At 47.9% G+C, this 6,070-nt stretch carries 3 protein-coding genes; all 3 read left to right on the top strand.

From position 1 onward, the window contains the following. Positions 1 to 312: 312 nt before the first annotated feature. From RMX98_RS35900 to RMX98_RS35890, 3 genes are read left to right on the top strand one after another with little or no spacing between them, the layout of a single operon-like run. Positions 313 to 2,973 (top strand): CHAT domain-containing protein, encoded by a 2,661-nt coding sequence (locus tag RMX98_RS35900; RefSeq protein WP_409881947.1) that lies wholly within the window; start codon positions 313 to 315, stop codon positions 2,971 to 2,973. A 7-nt stretch (positions 2,974 to 2,980) separates the two neighbouring features. Next, positions 2,981 to 3,760, top strand: coding sequence for a DUF928 domain-containing protein (locus RMX98_RS35895; RefSeq protein ID WP_409881948.1), 780 nt, complete (start codon positions 2,981 to 2,983; stop codon positions 3,758 to 3,760). A 16-nt stretch (positions 3,761 to 3,776) separates the two neighbouring features. Next, on the top strand, positions 3,777 to 6,032 hold the full coding sequence (locus RMX98_RS35890) for a CHASE2 domain-containing protein (protein ID WP_409881950.1): 2,256 nt from the start codon (positions 3,777 to 3,779) through the stop codon (positions 6,030 to 6,032). Positions 6,033 to 6,070 lie beyond the last annotated feature (38 nt).

The following is a 6,070-nucleotide window of genomic DNA, read 5'->3' as shown; positions in this document are numbered from 1 at the left end:
TGTCAATTACATTACCGAAGATAATGCCTTCGGTTGGTTCAATCATTGTGGTCTATTTACCTGAAAATTGCTGTAAGTGAGCAAACTTACTTATCTTCCCTAGCTTGATTGAACAAAACCTGCAATGATGTTACTTGGGATGTCACAAACAGACAGCTGTTTACGCAAGTACTGGAGAGCCTCATACCTAAGATGAATGAAGGACACAGGAACAGGCGAATCAATCAGGGATTGTCTAAAATGCAGCGCCTCTTGTTAAATCGGGGGTGGCTACAATCTTTTCGATTTGCTCTGGTAGGGTTTTTCATTGCAATGAGCCTTCATGCTGGAATTACGGTTGCCCTAGATGACACTCATGACCGCAAGGTAGAAAATCAAGGACAATCAGTAGAAATTATATCCCAGTCTCCTCAGTCTTATACAATTCCACCAGCCCAGCTTGTGCAGCAGGCGGAAGATCGCTATCGGGCAGGGCAACTTTCAGATGCGATCGCCCTCTGGCAACAGGCAGCCGCTCGTTACGAGACTAGCGGCGATCGTCTCAATCAGGGGCTGGTATTCAGCTTTCTTGCTATTGCGTTTAATGATCTGGGACAGCAGACACAAGCTCAAGGGAAGATCAAACAAGCTATCTCGCTATTAACCGCTCAAAACTCGGCAGCCAATTCCGAGACTGCTTCGGTGCTTGCCCAAGTGTTGACTATCCAAGGAGAGTTACAGCTCACTCAAGGTCGAGCATCCGAGGCGTTTGAAACCTGGCAAGCAGCGATCGCTGCCTATCGCAAAGCAGGCGACATCACTGGCATTCTCGGTAGCCAGATTAATCAAGCCAGAGCCTTACAAGCAGAGGGACTTTACAAAGGAGCAGCCAATCTTTTGACGCAAGTAGAACAGTCGCTGCAAAATCAGCCTGATAGTCATTTGAAGGTGACGGAGTTGCGAAATCTGGGTAAGCTTTTGAGGTTAGTGGGCAACCTGGCTCAATCTCGAACTGTTTTGGAGCAGAGTCTAGCGATCGCTAAGAAACTGCCAGACGATACACCGCAATCGGCATCGGAGCAGAGCGGCATTCTCTTAAGTCTGGGTAACACGACCCGCGCTCAGGGAAACACAGATACTGCCCTAGATTTTTATCAAAAAGCGATCGTCATCGCTCCCTCCTTAACCGCAAAAACTCAGATTCAACTTGCCCAGTTAAGTTTGCTAATTGATAGTGATCAATCAGCAGAGGCTCAACGTCTATTTACACAAATTCAATCCCAGCTTGCCTATTTACCGCCTGGTCGTTTGGCGGCATATACCCGCATCAATTTAGCTCGAAGCCTGATCAAATTGGCAACAGATTATAAAACAGATGAAACGGATAAACATTTCAGACTTTCAACCAGTAATCCATCCACCTCATCTACTCCCAAATCCGTTGCTCAATGGCTCAAAACCTCAGCTCAGGAACTGGCGATCGCGATTCAACAAATTCGTTCTTCTGGTGATTCTCGTGCTGAATCCTATGCCCTTGGCACTTTGGGTAGTTTGTATGAAACAACCCATCAATGGAACGATGCTAAAACCCTGACCCAACAAGCACTTAGTCTGGCTCAATCCATTGATGCCCCCGACATTGCCTATCAGTGGCAGTGGCAGCTGGGACGAATTTTCTGTCAAGGTAAACAGCCCTGCCCTTCCATTGGAAATCTGCACAATGCAACGATCGCCTATGCCGAAGCGGTCAAACTGCTGCAATCCCTCCGTAGTGATTTGGTTGCGGTAAACCAGGATGTGCAGTTTTCATTCCGAGAAAGTGTCGAACCTGTCTATCGACAACTTGTGGAACTGCTGTTGCAATCTGACGGTGATGCACCCAGCCAGGAAAACCTGAAACAGGCACGCGAGACGATCGAAGCACTCCAGTTGGCAGAACTCGACAACTTCTTCCGAGAAGCCTGCACCAATGCCCATCCGGTGAAAATTGACCAGATTGATCCTCATGCGGCGGTCATCTATCCAATCATTCTGCCCAGCCAGTTGGCGGTGATTCTGGCGTTGCCTAATCAGCCTTTGCAATATTACAAAACGCCCCTTCCTCAATTGGAAGTAGAACGCATTTTGACACAGATGCGTCAATCGCTTAGACCTACAGCCTTTGTGGAAGATTGGTTGCCTAGTGCTCAACAGGTCTATAATTTGCTCCTGCGTCAGTTCGCGGCTGAACTGGCGACAAGTGAGATCAAAACGCTCGTATTTGTGCCTGATGGATTGCTGCGTAGTTTGCCAATGGCAGCCCTGCACGATGGTCAGCAGTATTTGATTGAAAAATATAGCATCGTGCTAACTCCAGGTCTGGAATTGCTTCAAACCCAACCACTGGAGCGTCAACGGTTCCAAGGATTATTAGCTGGGTTGACGCAAGCGCGGGGAGGATTTGCGGCATTGCCCAATGTTGCAGTCGAAATTGATCAAATTAAATCAGAAATTCCAGCACAAGTGTTGCTAGATCAATCATTCACAAATGGCTCGTTTGAAAAAACGATTGATTCTAAGTCTTCACCTATCGTTCACCTGGCAACGCACGGTGAGTTTAGCTCGAATGCAGACAACACCTTCATCTTGAGTTGGGATGGACGCATTAACGTTAGACAATTGGATCGACTGCTCCGTTCTAGAGAAGGAAAACTCAATCCAATCGAATTGCTAGTTCTCAGTGCCTGCCAAACGGCAACGGGCGATCGCCGCGCAGCTCTGGGGATGGCAGGTGTGGCAGTGAGATCGGGAGCGCGCAGTACCATCGCTTCCTTGTGGTCTGTCGGCGATCGCTCCACAGCTTCTTTGATGATTGAGTTTTATCGTCAGTTAAGAAAGCCCGAAGTGACGAAAGCCGAGGCATTGCGTCGCGCTCAGATCACCTTGTTGCATCAAGACGATTACACCTCGCCTTACTACTGGGCACCGTTTGTTCTTTTAGGAAATTGGTTATAAAAACGTTATGTCTAACCTCAAAACTCTGCTGTATCGTCTGCCCATTGGCATTGTTCTGACGTTAGAACTGGCGAGATCGCCCGGTATTGCTTCGCCAACACCGTCCCAATCTTTCTTTGCAAATCAATCTACCATCCAACTCGCCCAGAGTAATCCACCACCGCCACCCACAAATCCAGATAGATCATCGGCAGGGGGACGGCGCGATCCATCCAACTGCCCTCAAGATGCGGAAGCGGAAATAAGCAGCCCGTTGCTGACTGCCCTCAGCCCCACAACTAAACCAGGCTTCACCTTATCAGAGCGCCCTACGTTTCTCGTCTACGTGCCCAAAACCAGCGCGAAGAATGCAGAATTTAGCCTCCGCAGTCGAGAGGGTCGCGGGATTTATCGCGCCACGGTTGCTTTGACCAATACTCCCAACCTGATCGACCTCACCCTGCCAGCCCAAACACCGCCTTTAACTGTAGGTCAGCCCTATACTTGGTCGTTTGCGATCATTTGCAATCCAAGCGATCGCCTGGAGGATCGCTTTGTCACAGGTATGGTTGAGCGCATTGAATTTGACTTTGCTCGTTTACGTCAAATTCAGCAAGCATCACTCAAAGAACAGGTAGCACTTTATCAGAAAGCAGATGTCTGGTACGATGCTCTTGCCGTTCTGTATCAGTTGAGGCGCAGCCAAATGAATGACCCAAGTATCAACACCGCTTGGCGTAAACTGTTGCAATCAGGGGGAGTTGATACCATGATTAATAGCAACTTAGAGAAAGAAAACCCGCGTTGAGCGATCGTCTTAACTTATGTGGACAACTCTGAAACAGCAAATTTGGCGATGGAGTGGGGTCTTAATCACAGTCCCCAGCATTGCTGGGAGTTTGCTGATTTTACGGTTAATTGGCGCCCTGCAATTAATGGAGTTAATCGCACTGGATCAGATGTTTCGTTTGCGTCCTTCTGAACCAGTTGATTCACGGATTGTGCTTGTGACAATTGATGAGTCAGATATTAATCAGCTTGGACAATGGCCCATGTCTGATGCGGTGCTGGTTCAGCTGATTTCATCCATCAAACAACAGCAACCGAGAGTCATTGGATTAGACATCTTTCGAGATTTACCTGTAGAACCCGGTCATCAAGCCTTAGCCAACGTCTTCACCACGACTCCTAACTTAATTGGAATAGAAAACGTCGTTAAAACAGCAAATGGTGAAGTTATTCCAGCCCCATCGCTGTTAAAACAGCGGGATCAAGTCAGCGCCAGTGATCTGCTGTTAGACAGAGATGGTCGGGTACGCCGCAGCCTGCTGTATTTAAGAACTCAGGACAATCGATCAATCTTTACGCTGGGCGCACGTCTGGCATTCTTTTACCTTGACAAACAAGGTATTTACCGTCAACCTCTTAACCCTAAGCAGACGAAGTTTCGATTGGGTGGAGCCATTTTTACACCATTGCAGCCCAATGATGGTGGTTATTTAGGGATGGATGCAGGCGGATATCAGATTTTGTCAAATTTTCCCAAATTCCGGCATGGGTTTCACACGATCGCGCTCACGGATGTTTTGCAGGGACGATTGCCACGCGATTTGGTGCGTGACCGTATTGTCCTGATTGGAGTAACCGCAGAAAGCCTGAAAGACAAGTTTTTTACGTCCTACACCACCGACTCTAGTGCCGTACCTTCTGGTGTTGAAGTTCACGCGCTGTTAACCAGCCAACTGTTGAGTGCGGCGTTAGATGGACGATCTCTACTGCAAACCTGGTCAGAACCCTTGGAATGCCTGTGGATCGTTGTTTGGTCAACCATTGGAGCCATCATCGGCTGGACAGCTTCATCACCGCGAGAAACCGTATTGAAAATTGTACTGTTGGGCATCGCTCTTTGCGGTGGAGCCTACGGTTTCTTTCTAGTGGGTTGGTGGGTAATCGTCGTGCCACCGCTACTGGCTCTTGTAGGATCTGCCATTACTAGCAATACCTATCTGTTGTGGGAAAATCTCAAGGAGTACGCTCGCACGTTGGAACAAAAGGTGGAAGAGCGAACCCTGAAACTAGAGCAAGAGATTGTTGAAAGAAAACAGGCACAAAAGATTTTAAACCAGCAAAAACAGCTTTTACAAACGATCGTAGATCATATCCCGGTGATGATTACGCTTTACGACGCGACAGGGCGAGTTGAGTTTGTTAATCATCAAGTTGAGCAAATTTTAGGTTGGTCAACCGTCGATTTACAGCAGATTGATCTCATCGCTGAATGCAGTTCTGATTCAGAACAGCGACAGCAGATTTTGAACCACATGTTAGCCGCCACTGGCACTTGGCTTGATCTAAAAATCAGGACAAGAGACGATCGCTTTGTAAGCACTGCCTGGGCAAATGTTCAGCTTGATAATCGTTTATTTGTGGGGATTGGGCAAGATATTAGCGATCGCAAACGCGCCGAAGAAACCTCCATTCTAGACGAGCGCAATCGCATGGCGCGAGAAATTCACGATACGCTAGCCCAGTCCTTCACAGGTATTCTTGTTCAAGTAGGAGCTGCAACCCAAGTGCTAGCAGACGATATAGAAGCGACACAGACACACCTAGAAATTATTGATGAACTAGCACGAACCGGACTTGCTGAGGCGCGGCGATCGGTGGTAGCGCTTCGTCCTCAGCTATTGGAGGATGGCAATTTACATACTGCCCTTCATCGCCTTGTGACTCAAATGAGAGCCTCTGCCGATACCGCTCTGATCTACGAAATCAAAGGCACAGCCTATTCCTTGCCAGTCGAGGTTGAAAATAACTTACTACGAATTGGACAGGAAGCCTTAACCAATGCCATAAAATACGCTAATGCTGACGAAATTCGTGTAGAGTTAGTGTATGATAATACACAATTTATTCTGCGTGTTAAAGACGATGGACGGGGCTTTGGGGTTGCTACGATCCCATCTGGCGGATTTGGATTGCTGGGAATGAGCGAGCGAGCAGAACACCTTGGAGCGCAACTGAGTATTCAGAGCCAACCTGGTCAAGGAACAGAAATTATGGTGATAATTGGGGTGTAGGGTGTAGGGTGTGGGGTGTGGGGTGTGAGTAAGTTGGA

The organism is Nostoc sp. DedQUE02 (assembly GCF_034531035.1).
Lineage (GTDB): Bacteria > Cyanobacteriota > Cyanobacteriia > Cyanobacteriales > Nostocaceae > Nostoc.
The sequence above is the reverse complement of the archived record's forward strand: the minus strand, read 5'-3'. Positions and strand labels throughout refer to the sequence as shown.